We start from the raw sequence: 18,336 nt of genomic DNA, 5'->3' as shown, positions 1-18,336 counted from the left end.
ACAATAAAAAAGCCGACTGATGTCGGCTTTTTTATAGTTGCTAATCTTTTAAGGCTCTTCTGAGAATTTTACCCACGTTAGTTTTGGGCAACTCATCCTTAAACTCAACGAGTTTAGGAACCTTGTAATTAGTTAAATTATCACGACAATGTTTTATTATATCTTTTTCAGTTAAAGAAGGGTCTTTTTTCACAACAAAAACTTTAACTTGTTCACCACTAATGTCATGAGGGATACCAACCGCGGCCACTTCAAGCACGCCTTCATGCATGGCAACCACTTCTTCTATTTCATTTGGGAAAACATTAAAGCCTGAAACAATAATCATGTCTTTTTTACGATCAACAATGTAGAAAAAACCTTCGTCATCGTAAGTGGCAATATCACCAGTTGCAAACCAGCCATCTTTCAAACATTCAGCTGTTGCATCAGGGCGATTATAGTAACCAAGCATTACTTGCGGACCTTTTACCCACAGTTCACCCGGCTCACCTTTAGCAGCTTCTTCACCGTTATCGAGCATTAATTTAATGTCAGTACTTGGCGCAGGTAGACCGATAGAGCCATTATAAGCTTCTAAATCATACGGGCTAATTGTGACTAAAGGAGAACATTCTGTCAGGCCATAGCCTTCCATTAGTTTGCTGTTAGTGACCTTTTGCCATTTTTCTGCAACAGGGCGTTGTACTGCCATGCCGCCGCCTAATGACATTTTAAGGTGACTAAAATCAAGCTCAGAGAAACCTGGGGTATTTAATAAGCCATTAAATAAAGTGTTCACCCCTGTAATAGCAGTAAATTTATGCTGACTAAGCTCTTTTACAAATCCAGGCATATCACGTGGATTAGTAATTAAAACGTTTAAGCCGCCGTATTTCATAAATGCTAAACAGTTCGCTGTTAATGCAAATATATGATAGAGCGGTAGCGCGGTAATAACCACTTCTCTACCACGCTCAAGCACGTTATCTAAACAACCAGATACTTGCTCAAGGTTACCCACCAAATTACCGTGGCTCAACATTGCCCCTTTAGACACACCGGTTGTACCACCGGTGTATTGTAAAAATGCTAAATCGCTTAAGTTAACCTCTGGGCGCTTATAGCCATTTAGATCAGCTTTTAATAAATCACAAAAGTTAATCGTGTTAGGCAACGTATAGCTTGGTACCATTTTTTTGAAATGCTTAACAACAAAATTGACTAAATGCTTTTTAAGACCACCCATCATGTCACCAACCTGCGTAACCACAATGTGTTTAACGTCAGTATTAGGCAGTGCTTTTTCAAGCGTGACAGCGAAGTTAGCAAGAATAAATATTGCTGATGTTTCAGAATCTTTTAATTGGTGCTCTAGCTCACGAACGGTATATAGCGGATTAACGTTAACCACCACACACCCTGCGCGTAAAATACCTAATATAGCAATTGGGGTTTGCAACAAGTTAGGCATCATAACAGCGACTTTATCGCCCTTTTTTAATCCTAAATCGTTTTGAATATAAGCCGCAACACGTTTTGTTGCCGCGTCAATTTCGTTATATGACAATGTTTTACCCATATTAGTAAATGCAGGTAAATCATTGTAATCATTAAAACTTTTTTCAAACACTTCGAGTAACGAGTTGTAGTGCTCAGGATCGATTGTTTCAGGCATACCTTCTGGGTAGCGCTTAAGCCAGATTTTTTCCACTCTTAGCCCCTGTTTATAATTATATTTTTATTAACCTTAATCTAAGTAAGGCACTTTCACAATTGAGCAAATACTCTAATCTAGAGATAATCCCACATTTATCGGTAATATACAATTAACATGCACTACTTTGCACCATAAATGCGTGAATGTGTTCAAAACATAGTCCACTACTTTGCATATGGCAATGATGCCCACCAGGCACATCTATTACACTCAAGTTATTGTAATATTTACTATACTTGTCTAGATTTTGTTTTACAAATGGATAACCTTTATCACCTAATATTAATTGGCATGGTGCAATTAATTCTTTTATTGCACCAATACATTGCGCTTCATCAAATCGAAAACCTGAGTGATTTTTAAGCTTAGGATCGCAAGTTAGCTCAAAACCACTGTGCATTTGTTTTATGTTTCTGTCCATCAACAATGCAATTTGTTCATTATTTAAATCAGTTGTTTTTGCACGTGCTTGATAAATTTGTTGTTTTGAAGTGTATACCCGTGATTTTTTTGTACTAAACCTTGCTCGGTTTAGTATGGCATTTCTTAGCTGAGAACACACTTCATCGCTATCGGTAGTGACACAACCTATACCTTCAATAAAAGAAACAGATTTTACATACTCACTAAAACAACTAGCAAATAGTCCTGCAACCATAGCCCCCATAGAATGACCAACTAAGTGTACCTTCTTTAACTTAAGCGCTGTGACTAATGCATACACATCATCCACATAATCAATAAAGTAGTAATGTGCCTGAGGGCTTCGCCAAGATGACAGTCCATGCCCTGGAAAATCAATGCAATACCATGTTTGCGAAGGTGCAGCTCGACTCAGCATAGGCACAAAGCTAGCACTATTATCTAGCCAGCCATGCAGAGCGATAACGACGTCTTCACCGTCTCCAAATTTAATACCGTGTATATCTAGGTCATTAGCTTTTACCGAAAATGGTTGCAACGCAAACCTCAACTTTTTATTTGGTTATGGCCATAACATACAAGAGTTAATACACAAATAATAGAACTGAACTAATAGAACACACACTTAAATTTCAAGATTTCATAACATATTCATTTATTTATCTTGCTATCGGTATACAATAATAGTCGCTATTAAAATAAGTACACTTAAAGGGTACACACAATGAAAAAACAGTTCGGCTTATTAGCGCTTTTATGTACAACAGGAGCATTCGCTCAAACAGCGCCTAAAAATGTTATTTATATGATTGGTGATGGCATGGGTCCCGCTTTCACTACCGCTTATCGATATTACAAAGATGACCCTACAACAAAAGAAATAGAAACAACCGTTTTCGACACTATGTTAAAAGGCATGGCGCACACTTATCCTGATGACCATACTTATGTAACAGACAGCGCAGCAGGTGCAACTGCACTTAGCAGCGGCCATAAAAGTTATAATGGCGCAATCGCTGTCGATACGGCCAAAAAACCGGTTAAAACCATGCTAGAAATTGCAAAAGAGCAAGGAATGACAACAGCGTTAGTGGCTACTTCACAAATTAACCATGCAACACCTGCAAGTTTTGCCGCGCATAATGAATCAAGAAGAAATTATGATGACATCGCAAACGACTACATTGACAATAAAATTGCTGGTAAATTACCGGTTGATTTAATGTTAGGCGGTGGAACTCAATATTTTATTCGTGATGACAGAAACTTAGTCGACGAATTTAAAAAAGCAGGTTATCAATACGGCGACGATATTAAAAACTTAGGTCAAATCACACAAATCCCTGCCATTGGTCTATACGCACCTAAGGGATTACCTTTTGCGCTAGATGAAAACCCTACGAGATTAAAACAGTTAACCTCTAAAGCGTTTGATTTGCTTGATGGGCAAAACGATAAAGGCTTTTTTGTAATGATTGAAGGCAGCCAAATTGACTGGTGTGGCCACGCAAATGACATTGCTTGTGCAATGGCTGAAATGGATGACTTTGCAAAATCAATCGAGACGGCAAAAGCGTATGTAGATAACAACCCAGACACTATTTTAGTGATCACGGCTGATCACTCTACAGGCGGTTTAACCATTGGCGCGCATGGCCAATATAAATGGGAAACCGACATTATCAAAGGTGTTAAAGCCACTGCGGGTACATTAACCAAATTATTAATGGGATCAGATAACCTTAAAACGGTATGGCAGGCTAATACCCGTATTGAGTTTACAACTGAAAACGAAATTAAACTTAAGCAAGCTAAAGCCATGGGTGAAAAAACCCTTAATTTAGCGGTTAAAAGCATTATCAATGATTTAAGTTTCACTGGTTGGACAACGGGCGGACATACCGCTTCTGATGTGCAAGTATTTGCCTATGGTAAAAATAGCGATGACTTTATTGGTTCGCAAAACAATACTGACATAGCTAAAAAACTGATTAGTTACATAGAACAGTAATCGCTGTTATGAAAATAAAAAGCCCGAATAATTTATTCGGGCTTTTTATTTGGCTATTAATTTTATAATTAAGCGTATATATCAACACCAATTAAGCTTTGAACTTCAGCTCTTCGCTCTAAATTAGCAAACTCAGTGTAAGTAGAAATTGCCTTACTGACTTGCGCACTCGGTTGATCGTAAATAGTTTGGCTATATTGGGCCTCTTTGGTGTTCGCTTTTACAAACTCTTTTGCGAGTTCAAGCCCTTCAGGACTGCTCTTAACATAATCTGTATTGGTTTTCTGTGGTATTGGCTGCTCTGATAGTCGTTCAGGCTTTGCCGTAACAACAGCAGTAGAACGCACCTTAGCAGGGATATCACCAGTAAAAAAACCAGAGCTTATAGGCAGCGACATTACGCTTCTCCAACCAACAACATGCTTAAATTATGATTTAAAATAGCTCAATATGCAAACAATACAACTTAGCGTTACTCGCGGCCTGGTAATTTTTTCCATGTCACTGTGTCACGCACATACTTAGGCTGAGCATCACTGGCTTTTACGCCATTACCTGCAAGGTACTGTGCATCCACTAACGCTAACATGTATTGTGCATCGGGTAGCGTAATTTCAGGGTGTACACTCACATTTGTAAATGTAGTTAATGCATCGGGGTAGCTTTTAAATCCAGTCCCCACGCCGGTTGCTGTTTTGTTTGTGTCTATCAATGAAGCATCAAGCAGTTCAGGCTTAAAAACACGTTCTTCACCTTGAAGTGTCATCAAATTATTATTAACTTGGTATTGAGCAAAGTATATTTCCCCCATACGCGCATCAATGCTTGAATAAACCACTTCACCGCCAAATTGTTCAAACGCTTGTTGCGCCATAACCGCTAAGGTAGAAACCCCCACTAGCGGTAAATTCGTTGAATACCCAAGCCCTTGTGCTATGGCCACACTAATACGCACACCCGTAAAGCTGCCTGGACCTTGGCCAAAGCCAATAACATCTAAATCTTTTAATTTACAATTGGCTTTATTAAGCAGCTCATCAATAAGTGGCAGAATTTTTTGGCTATGCTGCTGCGGACACTCTTCAAAATGATGAAATGTTTTACCCTGATAATGCAAAACAAGCGATAAAGCCTCAGTAGAAGCGTCTAGGGCGAGAATGTTACTTTTGATCATTTTTGTACTCAATTAATATGTTTTAAAAATGTATTTGCATCTTCTAAGCTACGTGTACGGCGCATTGGCGGTAAACTCTTTAAAAATACTTGTCCATATTGGCGTGTAACTAAACGATTATCGCAAATTACTAACACACCTTTATCTTTGTTATCACGAATTAAGCGACCTACGCCCTGCTTTAAGGCAATAACCGCTTGTGGTAACTGAATATGCGCAAACGGGTCTTTTCCTTGCATTTGGCAATCTTGCATTCTAGCCTGCAAAAGCGGATCATCGGGCGCTGCAAACGGCAGTTTGTCGATAATAACACAGCTTAAAGTACTGCCTCTTACATCAACCCCTTCCCAAAAGGACGCTGTACCGAGCAACACGGCATTACCATGACGGGTAAATTTTTCTAATATAATGCGTTTAGACATTTGCCCTTGCATGTAAACCGGATAGTCCATTTGTGTGGTTAAGCCCTCAGCCACCAAATGCATCATTCGGTAACTAGTAAATAGCACAAAACAACGCCCTTTTGCTGATTTTATGAGTTCGAGAGTTAACTTTACAATCGCATGCGGCATATTATCTGCGTGGGTTTCAGGTAAATAGCGCGGTAAGCACAATAGCGCCTGATTTTCATAATCAAACGGGCTATCTACCATCATACTTTGCTTTGGTTTTAACCCAAGGCTGGCATTAAAGTGAGTGAGTTCGTTGTCGACCGATAACGTGGCTGAGGTAAACACAAACCCTGCACCAGACTCTTTCATCATCAAAGCAAATTTAGCCGATACATTCAGTGGCGTTATATTTATGGTTAAATAGCGCCGCGTGGTTTCGTACCAATAACTAAAGCCTGTTTGGGCGGTATCAAATACGCGCTCTAACTGGCCTTTAAATGCCAGCACCCGCTCAAATGGGTGTTCAATTTTATCACTTCGCTCTAGGCAGTGTTTTAAAACCTGATACACAAATTCTAAATCACTAATAACGCGGTGTAATGCAGAGCAAATAAGCTTATTACTGAGCTTTTCACGCCAATCACCGCGGCTACCATCCACACCAAACTGCAATCTTAAATCGGCGACACTGGTTTCCAGTTTATTCAAACTTTTGCCTAATTGCAGCATGTCAGGAATTTCAGCGCGGTAAATAGCGCGTAAATCATTAATTAAATCCACCAGCTTTTTAGTACTCATGGTTTCGCCAAAATAGTCGCTGGCAATTTCACTTAACTGGTGGGCTTCATCAAATATATAAGCATCTGCGTTGGGCATTAGCTCTGCAAAGCCAGACTCTTTAACCGCCATATCGGCAAAAAATAGATGATGGTTAATCACGACAACGTCGGCATCCCCTGCCTTTAAACGCGCTTTACGAATGTAGCACTCTTGAAAGTCAGGGCACTCTTTACCTAAACAGTTATCTGCAGTCGAGCTGACATACGGCAACACTTTGGCATCTTCTTCAATACCAATACAGTCGGCTAAATCGCCCGTATGCGTTTCACTGGCAAATTTAGCAACCATAGCGAGCTGATGCATTACATCAGGGTCGTCTGTGGGTACGTGTGCAACATGTTGGGTAAGCCGATAAGTACATAAATAATTGGCACGCCCTTTTAACAATGCCGTTTTTTTAGCCGCGCCTAAGGCTTTTACTAACACAGGTAAATCACGATGATACAGCTGTTCTTGCAGTGCTTTAGAACCAGTTGAAATTATTGTTTTGCCTTTAGATTTAAGGGCTGGCGCTAAATAAGCAAAGGTTTTTCCTGTGCCAGTACCGGCCTCAACAACAAGCTGGGAACTTGTTTTTAATGCATCCTCAACAGCCACGGCCATATCAATTTGAGGTTGGCGTGGTGAGTATCCATCTATTGATAAAGCCAAAGGCCCGGTTGCACTAAACAGCTGTTTGATAATACCAATCACTTTATAAAAAATAATAGCGGGATTCTACGTAAGCTATTGATGAAGGGCAAGCCAAATAGCGTGAGAATTTGGCCTTTAAAGGGGCTTATGCCCCTGTTAATTATTGTGCATTTATAGTTAGCGTAATACCACTTGCATTACGATAGCCTTTAACATCTATGTGCCATACGCCTGCCTGGGGTGCAGAAATAGTGCAACTTTCTGTGTTGCCGTTTTTATATGGCCTACACACAAATTGTGTATTTGAAGATGGCGCACCGAAATTTAAATACAAATCAGCATCGCCGCTTCCGCCTGAAATAGCAACGTTTAGTGAGGCATAACCCGCGGCTAAACGTTGTTCAAAACGCTGCCAACCACCTGTATTTACGCTAACATTATCTTCTACGCGATTAATGGGCTCTAAAGCGCCTGCTGGCTCAAAACTGCCCGTCAAAGAAACATTACTAATTGCGCTGTATGCCTCAACCATGACATAGTAAGTGCCTTCATTGCTGGTTGGAATGTCGCAACGCTCATTACTTGTGGCAGAGGTACTTTTACAGTCGTAATCAGTTAACGTGGGCGCCTGATTATATTTAACGTATAAATCGGCATCGCCATTATCACCTGAGGTTTCAAAGCTTAAGTTTTGCGCTCCTTTTGGTACATTCAATGTATAGATAAGCTGCTCTTTAGCAGTGGCATTGATACCAGAAATTGGTTCACCATTGACTAACTCATTATTATTTGGCGGAGTGACATCACCGGCATTTTTTGCCAATTCAGCAACAAAGCTAACGGCTAAGTTAGCAAATTTAATTGCATGATCAGCGTCAAAATTACTGTCGTTTTGTGTATGTATCAGTGGGTTAATGTCATTCATTTTTGATTCGAAAGGCATAGAGGCCGCAAACCCTTGTTGATACCACGAAGCATGATCGGAGCAACCATACCCACATTGATCAAAGCCATAACTAATTTGTGGTAAGTAGGTGTCTATCAGCTGGGCTAAAAACTGGTTTTGAGCATTGGTGGTGTAATCCGTCATCATAATAATATCTTCGATACTGCCGTTATTACCAGTCATATCAAATTGCACCATGCCAACTACATTCTTACCCAGCGAACGATAGCTACTGGCTATAGCTTTAGACCCTTTTAACCCCACCTCCTCTGCTGCAAACGCCATTATTTGAATAGTTTTTTGCGGTTTATAATTTGTATCAACAATTGCTCTTAACGCTTCCGTTAACACTGCAATACCCGATGCATTATCATCCGCGCCAGGAGAGCGCCCTTGTGCTGGATTTGCTTGGTTAATCGAGTCTAAATGCCCCCCAATAATAACAATTTCATCTGCATTTTCAGCACCTGCAATGGTTACAATCACTGATGATTGCGCCCAGCTATGCTGATAACTCTCAATGGTTATATCACTTCGAACGCTGGCAATTTGTTGCCAATAACTTTGCAGCCACTGTGAGGCATCAACGCCGGTTTGCGAAGTATAATAACGATTATTAAAACTAGTGAGTGAATTTACAGTGCTTTGTAAATTAATTGGGCTTTGTGCACTAATTAAACTTTGAACTGTTTGCGCATTATCAATTGAATAATTAAAGGCTGATGTAGCTTGGCTATTTTGAACAACAGCTAATTGTTTTGCGTAATCATTCGCTTCTTCGAACGAACTATGCGCAACAAACCCACCACAACGGTTATAGTTCTGGTGCATAAACTCACTTAAATTGTTTACTGCGTCACGCGGTACACTGAGTAAATCAACGTCAGGTAAAATACTTGATTTTCTATGCGCAAATTGCATTTTTTGCAAAAATGTACCTTGTTCATGATGATAATGCTGGGCTGCAGTTGAGTCAATGGTGACCCAAATATTGTCTGGATTTTCATTTGCTAAGCAATTAAAACTTAAGGTTAAAGTAGTAATAACTGCTAACTGTTTAAAGTAGTTCATAAATATTCCTTATCTTGTCACTTTTATTTTAAGCATTAAAAAAGGGGCAAAGCCCCTTTTGATATGTATGCCTAATTAGCCGTTACGTTGAGTGTTACGCCGCTTGCTAAGCTGTAACCTCTTAAATCAATGTACCAAGTACCTGCTTGTGGGTTATCAAATGTACATTCTTCATTATTACCATTTTTGTAGGGTCTACATAAGTATGAAGACGTACTTGAAGGCGAGCCAAAGTTTACATAAAGATCAGCATCACCATTACCACCGGCAATACTAATATTTAAAGTGCTATACCCTTCTGATAAATCTTGAGTAAAGCGGCTCCAGTTATTAGTAGTCACATTAATATTAGACTCAGTTCTATTAATTGGCGTCACACCACCATTCCCATCAGAGTAGCTTCCCGTTAGCAATACACCAGATATCGCACTCCATGCTTCAACCATTACATAGTAAGTTCCTGCTTGTGCATTACTTATGTTGCAGCTTTCTGTACTGGTAGATGTTGTGCTATTGCAATCATAGTTATTTAAGCTTGGTCTACTAGCAAATTTAACATATAGGTCTGCATCACCTGAGCCACCCATTGTATTAAATTGAAGATTTGTTGCGCCGTCAGGGACTTCCAAAGTAAAGAATAGTTGCTCTTTTTCTGCGCCGCTAATACCCGTACGGGTTACCCCATTGGTTAACACTTCATCGTCAGTCGGTGGTGGTGGTGTAGCACAATCACTACCTGAACTAAGATTTGAATTAACACCTACCGCAGCCAAAGCGGCTTTTACATCATTAGGGTCATAATTTAAATCACACGCAGCATCCATCACACCGTTACCGGCTAAATCCCAGCCTACACCCGCACTCCAATATAGTTGGTTAGCACGTGCCATTACGATAAAGGCTTTTTGCGTATCCCAACCAGGCGTGGTTGCTAAATTATAAAATGCCTTGTTATAAACACCTGAACTATAATGCACGTCCATACCTGAATAATAGTTACTTTGGTTATCTATTGAACGGCCATCTTGGGTAGGGTTATTCATGTAACGCAGTGCACCATTACCTTTAAAAATATCCTTTCCGACTAGCCAATCGTTGCTACCTTTCATATAAAATTCAGCGGCTTCACCAGCCATATCCGAAAATGCTTCGTTTAACCCGCCTGGTTTACCATTATAAATTAAGCCTGAATTTTGCTCAGTAAAGCCATGGCTAACTTCATGTGCAGATACATCTAAACTTACCAATGGATAAAACGTATTTTGGCCATCACCAAAGGTCATTGCACTGCCATCCCAAAACGCATTTTCATAGTTACTTGAGTAATGAACCCGCATTTGTAACTGAAAACTCAAAGGCGCAGTCCCTAACCAATCGTTATACATATTAAAAATAACGTTACCAAAAAAATGAGCATCGTTTAGCGGTGAATAAGCACCGTTAATTTCTTTAAACGTATTTTCAGGACATGTAAATGAATACGCAGAAGAGCCACTTGTTCCGCCATTTAAATTAATAGTGCGAACATTTGCGTTATTCATGCTACAAGTATTACCTGATTGACTAACATCTAGGCTGTCAAAATCAGTTCCATATAAATACTTGCCTGTTTTTAGATTACCGCCAGGGCCTGTTGCATTGGCATGTTGCAGGTTATCGTAACTAAGCAAGACCTCACCGGTATTAGCATCAATGATCAGGTATGGCCTTGATGGTGACTTGCCATAAGTAACATAAGACACTTCATAAACTAAATGCGCCTTATTTTGATCGTCAACCCAGATAGCAAGTCTGGATTGCTCATTATGTTTTTTTAAGCCTACTGATTTTGCAGCTATACCCGTTTTAGACCCTTTTAAAATCGCATCTTTTTTTGTCAATTTAGCCGATACATCAGATAAATCTTCATCAATATTATAAACAGCTGCACCATGGGCTTTTTTAAGCATCCCATTATTAAATGTTAAGCTGACCGTATCACCAATGACAGGAATGCCCTGATACGTTTGTTGATAGCGGCGGGTTACTTCTCCGTTATTGCTAGTAAATTCTTTTAATACAACTAATTCGTTCCCTACACTCAACCCAATCAACTGATTTGGACTTACTGATAATAAGGAAGCAGAGTTTGATTGCACCATATTATTAATTGTCGGTTGTTGATTTAGGTATTTCTTATTCGCAGCTACTGCATTTGTTGCTTGAACCAAAGTTAAAGCAGCAAAAGTTGCTATTGTGATTTTAGATAAATTCACGTTTACGCTCCGTTAAAGTTTAAGTTTTTAATATATTTGTATTAATCGGCACACCTTGTACCCGATTAAGGATCAGAGTAGGTTACAAACTTAAATAACGAAAATTAAACATTTAATTTACAATTAAAGTATTAGCTCGGAAATTAATCTATTATTTTACAATGATTTAAAAACTACTGTTTTAACTAATGAAGTCCAGAAACAACATTTCGTATACATATATTTACATAAAACAGCCAGCAAAAAGCATTAGATTTTAAAATCACACGCTTTATTGTTAATCACTAATCGACTGCTCAATGAGCATGTAGTTGCAAGGAAAAGACTTTACCTGTTGAGCTTTAAAAGAGGGGTAATCTATTTTAAATGGGTAGGGAGTAGTTTTAAAAACACGCAGTTCATAGCCATGCACCACTATTTGCTATGTTTAAACAAATTTGCTTTTATTGAGGGCGATTTTAACTTGAGGCAATAACGGTATCGCCAATCACTTGTACTAAGCCCATGTATCTAAATGGGGTTTGTCGTCATCTTCTTCAGCGGTTTTATTGCGCGATTTATTTTCGTCAAACGCCAGCTTATGTTGCTTTTCTACTTCTCTTTTTTTACGCTCTTCTAACTCGACTTTTTTGGCACTGGCACTTTGTTGAACCCCAGCAATATGAAAAGCCCCTTTAGATTCAAGCGTTAAACGCGTAATAGGCCCTAAATAAGGGATCATTATATCCATGCGTGCCTCCATTGAATTGAATGTAATTTAATCACTATAAAACTGTTGATAAATAAAGCAAACCTTTAGTTATTATCGACAGTTATAAGGTATTCTTTAATTTAAGAAAATTTTTCTTGCCATGCTATTGGTTTATGTGTTTTTATAAATGCGAAATTTATTAAACAAGCAACAGCTAAGCGTTAACATAATAACGAATAGCTAAACAGGATAAAAAATGCGCAACACTCTGACAGCAGTACATCACCACCATCATTCATCGGAATAACCTGTCAGGTCTTTCGCTGAGAGGTTGTTCCTAAAAGGAAACCTCTGGCGAATCAACATACCAAGATTCATTTTCGCCCTGAGGTTTCCCTCGGGGTTTTTAGTTTTAAAATTAAAGGAAAATGAGTAATGAATAATAGTAATCGTCTTCGTATCGCCATCCAAAAAGGCGGCCGCCTATCTAAAGATTGTCAAGATCTGCTTAAGCAACTGGGTGTAAAACTCAACCTTCGCGAGCAGCGCCTTATAGCACACTCAACCAACATGCCAATTGACGTTTTACGTGTACGCGATGACGATATTCCAGGTTTAGTTATGGACGGTGTATGTGACTTAGGTATTGTTGGCGAAAACGTTTTAGTTGAAGTACAAGCAGAAAGAGAGCGCCAAGGCGTTCCAAGCGAAGTAACTAAATTATCAAAATTAGATTTTGGTTACTGTCGTCTTGCACTTGCATGGCCACAAGAACTAGGTAAGCAAGACAAAAGCTGGTTTGAAGGCAAACGTATTGCAACCACCTACCCTGAAATTTTAAGCCAATATTTAAAACGTGAAGGCATCAACGCCAGCACTGTTATGCTCACAGGCTCTGTTGAAGTGGCGCCGCGTGCTGGTCTTGCTGATGCCATTTGTGATTTGGTCTCAACAGGTGCAACCCTTGAAGCTAATGGCTTAATGCAGGGTGATACAATTTTAGAGTCAAACGCTTGTTTAATTCAAAACACCCAACTGCAAGATGCTGACAAACTCGCGCTTATCAATAAATTGATGCCGCGTTTGCGTGGTGTTAAGCAAGCCAAAGAAAGCAAATACATCATGCTACACGCACCAAAAGACAAGCTGGATGAAATTTGTGAAATCCTGCCTGGTTCTGGTCAACCTACATTACTTGCACTAGCAGGATCTGACGAATATGTAGCATTGCACATGGTAAGTAGCGAAACGTTATTTTGGGAAACCATGGAGCAACTTAAAGCACTCGGCGCGAATTCTATTTTAGTTATGCCAATTGAAAAAATGATGGAGTAACAGCCATGCTTCGTTGGAATGAAGAATCATCACATGTTCAAGCAGCGGCGCTGATGCGCCCTGCTGTATCAGCGAGTGAAAAAGTAGAAAGTATTTGCCAAACTATTTTGGCAAAAGTAAATGCGCAAGGCGATGCTGCATTACTGGCGTTAGCAAAAGAGTTTGATAACCGAGCTGAGCCGCGTTTACGTGTTCCACTTGATGAAATTAATGCCGCTGAGAAAATGCTAAGCCCTGAGCTTAAGTATGCAATTGATACCGCTTATGCAAATGTAAAATGTTTTCACCAAGCGCAACTGCCTAAAGATATTAAGTTATCGACTCAACCGGGCGTTGAATGTGAACTGAAATATCAAGCCATCGAAGCGGTCGGTATTTATGTCCCTGGGGGCAGTGCCCCATTGCCATCGTCAGTTATAATGCAAGGTGTATTGGCGCAGTTAAGCGGTGCAAAAACCGTGGTACTCACTACCCCAGTACAAGGCGATAAAGCAATAAATCCTGCTATTTTATATGCTGCTAAATTATGTGGTATCACCACTATTATTGAAAGCGGTGGTGCAGGCGCGATTGCTGCAATGGCCTACGGCACTGAATCAGTACCTAAAGTGAATAAAATTTTTGGCCCAGGTAATAGCTTTGTGACTATGGCAAAGCAGTTAGTTGCACAAACAATTCCAGGAATGGCGATTGATATGCCAGCAGGTCCATCTGAAGTATTAGTGATAGCAGATGAACGAGCAAATCCAGAGTTTATTGCGGCCGATTTACTCTCACAAGCAGAGCATGGCGCCGACTCGCAAGTTATTTTATTGTGTAACAGCGAAACTATTATTAAACAAACACAAGACGCGCTTACTCGTCAATTAGCTAACTTAAGCCGAAAAGACACCGCTGAACAAGCGTTGGCCAATTCGTCACTTATTTTAGTGGATTCAATAGCGCAAGCATTTGATGTATCAGCGCAATATGGGCCAGAGCACTTAATTTTACAGCTGGCAGATGCAAGCCCGTACCTTGATGCGGTTAAAAATGCAGGTTCAGTATTTGTTGGCGACTACACACCAGAATCGGCTGGCGATTATGCATCGGGTACTAACCACGTATTACCTACTTACGGTTATAGCGCGACATACTCAAGCTTAAACTTGCTTGATTTTTTCCGCACATACACAGTACAAACTATTAGTAAAAGTGGCTTAACAGAGCTTTCAAAAGCTATTTTACCACTGGCAGACGCAGAAGGCCTTGATGCCCACGCTAATGCGGTTTCAATTCGTTTAGAGGCAATAAACAATGAGCAATGAGAGCGCCCAAGCAACCAGCTTATTACCCGAGAATATTAAAGCGCTTGCTGCTTACAGCTCGGCTAAAAGTGAAAAGTTAACAGGCACAACGTGGCTCAATGCCAACGAAAGCCCATATGCTAAAAACCTTGAGTTGAGTATTGAAGATTTAAATCGCTACCCCGACCCTCAGCCACAATTGGTTATTGATCGCTATGCAGCTTATACCGAGCTTAAAAGCGACAATGTCCTTATGACGCGAGGTGCAGATGAAGGCATTGAGCTTTTAGTACGCACGTATTGCCAGCCAGCTAAGGACAGTATTGCGCTGTTTTTGCCTACCTACGGTATGTATAAAGTCACTGCTGATACGCACAATGTGGCTATTAACGCGCTTACTCAAGAGTTATTATTAACAGCCAATGTTGATGATATTGTCACTGCGGTCGGTAGCTCAAAACTGGTGTTTATTTGTAATCCAAATAACCCAACAGGTAGTTTAACGCCGCTAGATAAAGTAAAAGCCATTGCCACTGCGCTTGCAGGTAAAGCATTGGTGATTGTTGATGAAGCCTATATTGAGTTTTGCCCAGAGCAAAGTGCAACACAACTTATAAACGAGTTTAGTAATATTGTAGTGCTACGTACACTGTCAAAAGCGTTTGCGTTGGCAGGCCTGCGAACCGGGTTTACCCTCGCTCAAGCCAGTGTACTTGCGCCCATTCGTAAAGTCATTGCACCGTATCCGGTATCGAGCGTGGTAGCGAGTATTGCAGCGCAAGCCATTGCCCCTGATGCCATTACCTCTATGCGTCGCCAAGTGAGCATTTTAAACAGCTTAAAATTAAAGCTAATAGAGTGGTTAAACGCCTCCCCTGCTGTATTAAAAATTCTCACTGGTGAAGGCAACTTTGTTACCTTAAAATTGGCCGATAAAAACAGCTTTAAAGTTGCCCTTGAACAAGGCTTAGTCATGCGAGCATTTACCTTATACGGTGAAGACGACTGGCTACGCATTTCAATTGGTAGCGAACAAGAATTAGAACAAGTAAAAATTTGGCTCGATGGTTTAACCACCCCAACAGCCCTATCACAACAGGAAGTATCATGAGTAATCCCTATTTATTTATAGACCGTGACGGCACCATTATTGAAGAGCCAATCACCGACAAACAGGTAGATAGCCTTGAAAAGTTGGCTTTTTTACCTGGTGTTATTCCGGCATTATTGCAACTGCAAGCAGCAGGCTATCGCTTAGTGATGGTATCTAATCAAGATGGTTTAGGCACTGACAGTTTCCCTACTGCGGATTTTGACATAGCCCAAGACAAAATGATGGACATACTCAACAGCCAAGGGATTAACTTTGAAGATGTACTCATTTGCCCACACTTTGATGAACAAAACTGCGATTGCCGTAAGCCAAAAACAGGCTTACTGACCGAGCTTATGCGCTCTGGCAACGTAGATTTAGCGCGCTCTTTTGTAATTGGCGACCGCCAAACAGATATTGGTCTTGCGCAAAACTTATGTTGTGAAGGTATTTTATACGATGGTAGCTGGCCTGCTATTGTTACTAAGCTTACAACGGCAAACCGTGAAGGCCGTGTTACACGCAATACCAAAGAAACACAAATTGATGTAGCGGTTAATCTTGATCAAACTAAAAACGGTAGCATAGACACCGGCCTTGGCTTTTTTGATCACATGCTGGATCAAATACGCACCCACGCAAACATTGGCTTAAACATTAAAGCCAAAGGCGATTTACACATAGACGAGCATCACCTTGTTGAAGACATTGGTATTGCCTTAGGGGTTGCTCTTAAACAAGCACTTGGCACAAAATCTCAAATTGCGCGTTATGGTTTTGCATTGCCTATGGATGAATGTAAAGCCGAAGCGCAAATTGACTTATCTGGACGTGCTTCATTTGTGTTAAACGCAAACTTTAGCCGCGAAAAAGCCGGTGATTTAGACGTACAAATGGTAGAGCATTTTTTCAAAAGCTTAAGTGATAACGCTGCAATTAGCCTTATTTTGTCGGTAAGTGACGGTAACTGTCATCACCAAGTAGAGGGCTTGTTTAAAGCATTTTCTCGTGCTCTGCGTATGGCAATTGCACAAGATACTAGTCAACAAACAGCCAGCTCTAAGGGGTGTTTATGATAGCGATAATTAATACCGGTTGTGCCAATATCAACTCGGTACGCTTTGCATTTGAGCGTTTAGGTAAAACCCCTACCGTTATTACCTCGCCAGAACAATTAGCAGGCTATGAGCGCGCTATTTTGCCTGGTGTTGGCCATGCATCTGTGGCTATGAAGCGCCTAGTCGATAATGGTTGGCAGCAAGCCATTAACGAATATCAGCGCCCGCTAATGGGAATTTGCCTGGGGATGCAACTGCTGTGCGAAAGCACCGAAGAAGGTAACGTGCAATGCTTAGGTAAAATACCCGGCCAAGTAAAAGCACTGGATGTAGGTAGTTTAACGTCACCGCATATGGGGTGGAATAACTTATCTATACAACAAGCGCACCCACTAACCAAAGGGCTGCATAAAGACGATCAGGTTTATTATGTGCACAGCTTTGCGCATACCGTTAACGATGCCACTTTAGTCAGTAGTGAATACGGGCAAACTTTTTCAGCCATTGTTGCCAAAGATAATTATGCCGGTATGCAATTTCACCCAGAGCGAAGTGCTAAAGTAGGCACTCGTTTATTACAAAACTTTCTAGATTGGCAGTTATAAGCGACTGTTAATAAATAATAAAAGAGATACACAGTGATTATTCCAGCATTAGACGTATTACAAAATCAAATTGTACGTTTGTATCAAGGTAAATATGATACCGCACAGTTTTACCCCTTTGAACTTGGCGCTCGCCTGAAAGAATACGCTGACAGCGGCGCGGGTAAACTGCACCTTGTTGATTTAGAAGGGGCACGCGATCCCAGTAAAAAACAATGGCAACATATTCAAGCAGCCACAAAAGCACTGAATGTGCCCTATCAAGTGGGTGGGGGTATTCGTTCAGAGCAAGATGTGAGCGATTGGTTAAAAGCCGGTGCAAACCAAGTGGTTATTGGTTCAATGGCAGTTGAAAAGCGTGAACAGGTTAAAGCTTGGATTGAGCAATTTGGCGCTGAGCACTTTGTAATTGCCCTTGATGTTAATAAAACAGAGTCCGGCTGGGCGCCAGCAACCCATGGTTGGTTAAATGAATCTGAGTTTGGGCTATTTGAACTTATTGATTTTTATGTAGAGCTGGGCATTATTGATTTTTTATGCACGGACATCAGTAAGGACGGCACCATGACCGGCCCCTCTTTTGCGCTTTATGAAGATTTAATTAATCATAATGCAGATATTAAAGTACAAGCGTCGGGTGGGGTAAGTTCATTAGATGATATTAAAAAGCTAAATGAACTTGGTGTTGGCGGCGTAATTTTAGGCAAGTCTTTATTAGATGGTGCTTTTAGCGTAGAAGACGCGCTTAAATTAAGCTAAAAATATAGCTCTAAAAAAGGCACAGGTGCGAGCGCATCTGTGCCTTTTTTGTATAAAACTATTAG

The 18,336-nt window shown here is 40.4% G+C and carries 15 protein-coding genes; 7 read left to right on the top strand and 8 right to left on the bottom strand.

Annotated elements, in window-relative coordinates; all coding sequences use genetic code 11:
* Positions 1–40: 40 nt before the first annotated feature.
* Both fadD and AAGD16_RS17740 read right to left on the bottom strand, forming a co-directional pair.
* Positions 41–1,693 (bottom strand): long-chain-fatty-acid--CoA ligase FadD, encoded by a 1,653-nt coding sequence (gene fadD / locus AAGD16_RS17745; RefSeq protein WP_377115538.1) that lies wholly within the window; start codon positions 1,691–1,693, stop codon positions 41–43.
* Positions 1,694–1,808: 115 nt separating this feature from the next.
* The gene (locus AAGD16_RS17740) at positions 1,809–2,660 is read right to left on the bottom strand and encodes an alpha/beta fold hydrolase (protein WP_377115535.1); all 852 of its coding nucleotides are present in this window, start codon (positions 2,658–2,660) and stop codon (positions 1,809–1,811) included.
* A 186-nt stretch (positions 2,661–2,846) separates the two neighbouring features.
* On the opposite strand from AAGD16_RS17740, the gene AAGD16_RS17735 reads away from it, so the two are divergent.
* On the top strand, positions 2,847–4,133 hold the full coding sequence (locus tag AAGD16_RS17735; protein WP_013463305.1) for an alkaline phosphatase: 1,287 nt from the start codon (positions 2,847–2,849) through the stop codon (positions 4,131–4,133).
* A gap of 68 nt (positions 4,134–4,201) precedes the next feature.
* On the opposite strand, the gene AAGD16_RS17730 is transcribed toward AAGD16_RS17735, so the two are convergent.
* The 6 genes from AAGD16_RS17730 to AAGD16_RS17705 all read right to left on the bottom strand — a co-directional run bounded on the left by AAGD16_RS17730 (position 4,202) and on the right by AAGD16_RS17705 (position 12,174).
* Positions 4,202–4,531 (bottom strand): hypothetical protein, encoded by a 330-nt coding sequence (locus AAGD16_RS17730; protein WP_013463304.1) that lies wholly within the window; start codon positions 4,529–4,531, stop codon positions 4,202–4,204.
* Positions 4,532–4,605: 74 nt separating this feature from the next.
* Positions 4,606–5,307: a tRNA (adenosine(37)-N6)-threonylcarbamoyltransferase complex dimerization subunit type 1 TsaB gene (gene tsaB, locus AAGD16_RS17725; RefSeq protein ID WP_377115530.1), complete on the bottom strand. Its 702-nt coding sequence runs from the start codon at positions 5,305–5,307 to the stop codon at positions 4,606–4,608.
* A gap of 8 nt (positions 5,308–5,315) precedes the next feature.
* Positions 5,316–7,232, bottom strand: a complete 1,917-nt coding sequence (locus AAGD16_RS17720; protein ID WP_013463302.1) for an ATP-dependent DNA helicase — start codon at positions 7,230–7,232, stop codon at positions 5,316–5,318.
* 100 nt (positions 7,233–7,332) lie between these two features.
* Complete coding sequence (locus AAGD16_RS17715; RefSeq protein ID WP_013463301.1) at positions 7,333–9,189, bottom strand: M28 family metallopeptidase; 1,857 nt, start codon at positions 9,187–9,189, stop codon at positions 7,333–7,335.
* A gap of 71 nt (positions 9,190–9,260) precedes the next feature.
* Positions 9,261–11,444: a M4 family metallopeptidase gene (locus tag AAGD16_RS17710; RefSeq protein WP_036954771.1), complete on the bottom strand. Its 2,184-nt coding sequence runs from the start codon at positions 11,442–11,444 to the stop codon at positions 9,261–9,263.
* 496 nt (positions 11,445–11,940) lie between these two features.
* Positions 11,941–12,174 (bottom strand): hypothetical protein, encoded by a 234-nt coding sequence (locus AAGD16_RS17705; RefSeq protein ID WP_013463298.1) that lies wholly within the window; start codon positions 12,172–12,174, stop codon positions 11,941–11,943.
* Positions 12,175–12,570: 396 nt separating this feature from the next.
* On the opposite strand from AAGD16_RS17705, the gene hisG reads away from it, so the two are divergent.
* Genes hisG through AAGD16_RS17675 form a run of 6 tightly spaced genes read left to right on the top strand, consistent with a single transcriptional unit; the run spans position 12,571 to position 18,271 of the window.
* Entirely contained in the window at positions 12,571–13,470 is a 900-nt protein-coding gene (hisG, locus tag AAGD16_RS17700; protein WP_013463297.1) for an ATP phosphoribosyltransferase, read from the top strand.
* A gap of 5 nt (positions 13,471–13,475) precedes the next feature.
* Positions 13,476–14,777: a histidinol dehydrogenase gene (gene hisD / locus AAGD16_RS17695; RefSeq protein WP_377115524.1), complete on the top strand. Its 1,302-nt coding sequence runs from the start codon at positions 13,476–13,478 to the stop codon at positions 14,775–14,777.
* Positions 14,767–15,867, top strand: coding sequence for a histidinol-phosphate transaminase (gene hisC, locus AAGD16_RS17690; RefSeq protein WP_013463295.1), 1,101 nt, complete (start codon positions 14,767–14,769; stop codon positions 15,865–15,867). The genes hisD and hisC overlap by 11 nt, the downstream gene beginning before the upstream one ends.
* A complete protein-coding gene (gene hisB, locus AAGD16_RS17685) occupies positions 15,864–16,925 on the top strand; it encodes a bifunctional histidinol-phosphatase/imidazoleglycerol-phosphate dehydratase HisB (protein WP_013463294.1) in 1,062 nt (353 codons plus the stop codon). Before hisC ends, hisB begins: the two co-directional genes overlap by 4 nt.
* Complete coding sequence (gene hisH, locus AAGD16_RS17680; protein WP_013463293.1) at positions 16,922–17,512, top strand: imidazole glycerol phosphate synthase subunit HisH; 591 nt, start codon at positions 16,922–16,924, stop codon at positions 17,510–17,512. Before hisB ends, hisH begins: the two co-directional genes overlap by 4 nt.
* 33 nt (positions 17,513–17,545) lie before the next feature.
* The gene (locus AAGD16_RS17675) at positions 17,546–18,271 is read left to right on the top strand and encodes a 1-(5-phosphoribosyl)-5-[(5-phosphoribosylamino)methylideneamino] imidazole-4-carboxamide isomerase (protein ID WP_024601329.1); all 726 of its coding nucleotides are present in this window, start codon (positions 17,546–17,548) and stop codon (positions 18,269–18,271) included.
* Positions 18,272–18,336: the final 65 nt, after the last annotated feature.

It is taken from the genome of Pseudoalteromonas sp. M58 (assembly GCF_042604605.1).
In the GTDB taxonomy this organism is placed as follows: domain Bacteria; phylum Pseudomonadota; class Gammaproteobacteria; order Enterobacterales; family Alteromonadaceae; genus Pseudoalteromonas; species Pseudoalteromonas tetraodonis.
The sequence above is the reverse complement of the archived record's forward strand: the minus strand, read 5'-3'. Positions and strand labels throughout refer to the sequence as shown.

Coding starts and splice junctions, on each gene's coding strand:
- AAGD16_RS17735 (WP_013463305.1), top strand. CDS start 2,847: ATGAAAAAACAGTTCGGCTTATTAGCGCTTTTATGTACAACAGGAGCA.
- AAGD16_RS17730 (WP_013463304.1), bottom strand. CDS start 4,531: ATGTCGCTGCCTATAAGCTCTGGTTTTTTTACTGGTGATATCCCTGCT.
- tsaB (WP_377115530.1), bottom strand. CDS start 5,307: ATGATCAAAAGTAACATTCTCGCCCTAGACGCTTCTACTGAGGCTTTA.
- AAGD16_RS17715 (WP_013463301.1), bottom strand. CDS start 9,189: ATGAACTACTTTAAACAGTTAGCAGTTATTACTACTTTAACCTTAAGT.
- AAGD16_RS17705 (WP_013463298.1), bottom strand. CDS start 12,174: ATGGATATAATGATCCCTTATTTAGGGCCTATTACGCGTTTAACGCTT.
- hisG (WP_013463297.1), top strand. CDS start 12,571: ATGAATAATAGTAATCGTCTTCGTATCGCCATCCAAAAAGGCGGCCGC.
- hisD (WP_377115524.1), top strand. CDS start 13,476: ATGCTTCGTTGGAATGAAGAATCATCACATGTTCAAGCAGCGGCGCTG.
- hisC (WP_013463295.1), top strand. CDS start 14,767: ATGAGCAATGAGAGCGCCCAAGCAACCAGCTTATTACCCGAGAATATT.
- hisB (WP_013463294.1), top strand. CDS start 15,864: ATGAGTAATCCCTATTTATTTATAGACCGTGACGGCACCATTATTGAA.
- hisH (WP_013463293.1), top strand. CDS start 16,922: ATGATAGCGATAATTAATACCGGTTGTGCCAATATCAACTCGGTACGC.